This is a genomic window from Treponema sp. (assembly GCF_045657965.1).
Lineage (GTDB): Bacteria > Spirochaetota > Spirochaetia > Treponematales > Treponemataceae > Treponema_D.
Genome location: NZ_JAZOUG010000003.1, coordinates 1 through 2,410 on the forward strand (window position 1 = coordinate 1; position 2,410 = coordinate 2,410).

2 protein-coding genes are annotated in these 2,410 nt (G+C 35.9%); one reads left to right on the top strand and one right to left on the bottom strand.

The annotated features are described in order from the left end of the window. Positions 1-1,311 (top strand): SbcC/MukB-like Walker B domain-containing protein (locus ACKI5B_RS00080; RefSeq protein ID WP_407424914.1); only part of this gene is annotated, 1,311 nt, incomplete at its 5' end. 3 nt (positions 1,312-1,314) lie between these two features. On the opposite strand, the gene ACKI5B_RS00085 is transcribed toward ACKI5B_RS00080, so the two are convergent. Further along, a partial coding sequence (locus ACKI5B_RS00085; RefSeq protein ID WP_407424915.1) for an NCS2 family permease occupies positions 1,315-2,410 on the bottom strand: 1,096 nt, incomplete at its 5' end.

Here is a 2,410-nt window from a genome sequence, read left to right on the forward strand (position 1 = left end):
CACCCTTCTCCTGCCAGAAAAAGCGAAAATGCCCCGAGTCAGGAAACTGTGAACAGTTCCGAAAAAAAATGGAAAACAGCTCAGCAGAAAACTTCTGAATCTGCAGAACTTTGTGCAGTTTTGACCGGTAATTTAACTTCAATCGAAAAAGAAATTAATGCACTTTCAGAAAAGCTGAATTTACACAGCGATATTTCTTCAGCAAAAAACGAAAACAGAATAAAATTTAATGAACTCATCCAAAAACAAAAAGAAATTAATTTAAAAATTACAGAAAAACAAAGATTAAATTCTCTACTTCCTGAAATAATTAAAGAAAGCGAAGAGTTAAAAAGTGAATTAAATTCGATAGAATCCAGAAAAGTACACAATCTCACTCTGATAGAATCGCTTAAAAAACAGATTGATGAAAAAGCTCAAAAACTTTCCTTTAAAAACCGGGATGAACTTATAGCTCAGGGAAAAGAAATCCGCTCAAAAATCGATTTTTTAAAAAATGCAAAAGAATCATCTGAACAGCGGTTTAACGAAAGTAATTCTAAAGTTTCAGAACTTTCCGGTTCAATTAAACAGCTTGAAAATCTTTTGAAAAATGCTCCTTTCATAGACTGGGAAAGTGAAAATCAGAAAAAAATTGAAGTTGAAACAAAAAAATCTGATAATTTCCAGAAAATCAAAGAAATCACAGCAAGAATAGCAACAAACTCAAAAAATCTTTCTGAACTTCTTGTTTCCCAGAAAAAACTTTCTGAACTTGATGAAAAATATATAACTGTGAATTCTCTTTCTGAAACGGCAAACGGTCAGCTTACAGGCCAGGGACGGCTTATGCTCGAAACATATGTTCAGATGACATATTTTGACAAAATCTTAAGCCGTGCAAATCATAGATTTTTAATTATGTCAGACGGGCAGTACGAACTTGTAAGAAGGCAGGAACTTGCTAAAACCGGTCAGTCAGGCCTTGAAATTGATGTAATCGATCATTACAAAGGCGGAAGGCGGGATGTTGCATCACTTTCAGGTGGAGAAAGTTTTATGGCTTCACTTTCACTTGCACTGGGATTAAGCGATGAAATTCAGGAAAGTGCAGGAGGAATTAAACTGGACGCACTTTTTGTTGATGAAGGTTTTGGCACACTCGATGAAAACACCCTGCAGCTTGCAATGAAAGCTTTATATTCAATTTCTGAAAATAACAGGCTGGTTGGAATTATAAGTCATGTTGCAGAGCTTAAAGAAAAAATTGACCGGCAGATTATCGTTACAAAAACGCAGTCTGCCGGCAGTGAAGTTGAATTAAAAGTTTAAGATTTATTTTACAGCTTCAAAAATTATATCGAACAGGAAAACCAAAGCTAAAATCCATGTTACAACAGGAACATCTTTTGCTTTGCGTGCAAAAATCTTGCACAAAACATACGAAATAATTCCGAAAGAAATTCCTTTTGAAATGGAATAAGAAAATGGCATTACCATAATTGTAATAAATGCAGGAATTCCTTCTGTTACATCCCGGAAATCAATTCCAATTACAGAACGCATCATCAAAAATCCCACAAAAATCAATGCAGGAGCTGTTGCACATGAAGGAATTAAAGCAAAAAGAGGGCTTAAAAACAATGCAAGAAGGAAAAGAATTGCAGTTACTACAGAAGCAAGACCAGTACGGGCACCGGCTGCAACACCGGAAGAACTTTCAACAAAGCTTGTTACTGTTGAAGTTCCAAGACATGCACCGGCAATTGTACCGATTGAATCAGAAAGCAAAGCGCCTTTCGCATTCATAACATTACCCTTTTCATCTTTAAGATTTCCCTGCTCGGCAACACCAAGCAAAGTTCCGATTGTATCGAACAAATCAGTAAAAAGGAATGTGAAGAATACAATAAAGAATTTTAATGTAAGGACACTTTTCCATTCAAACATAAAAAGATGAGGAGCTTCTGGAGAAGAAACCGGAACAAAATTTTCAGGAATTTTTGTTACGCCAAAAGGAATTCCAATAACTGTAGTGATTGCAATTCCAAGCAGGATTGAACCCGGAACATTCAGAATATAAAGAGCAACAGTAATTATAAGACCTATAAGACCAACAATTGCTGTAAGATGCTCACCGTTAAGATTAACAAAAGCGATCGGAGTGCCGGCTGAGCCTGTAATAATTCCAGTATTGTTAAGACCAATCAGTGCTATAAACAGACCGATTCCGACAGCAACTGCTTTTCTAAGTCCTACAGGAATTGAATTAATAATTGCTTCACGGATTCCAAACAATGAAAGGAAAACAAAAAGAATACCTTCAAGTAAAACAGCTGTCAGAGCAAAAGCAGGAGTGCAGCCCATCGTTTTTACAACTGTATATGTAAAGAAAGCATTTAAACCTAAACCAGGTGCTAATGCAACAGGA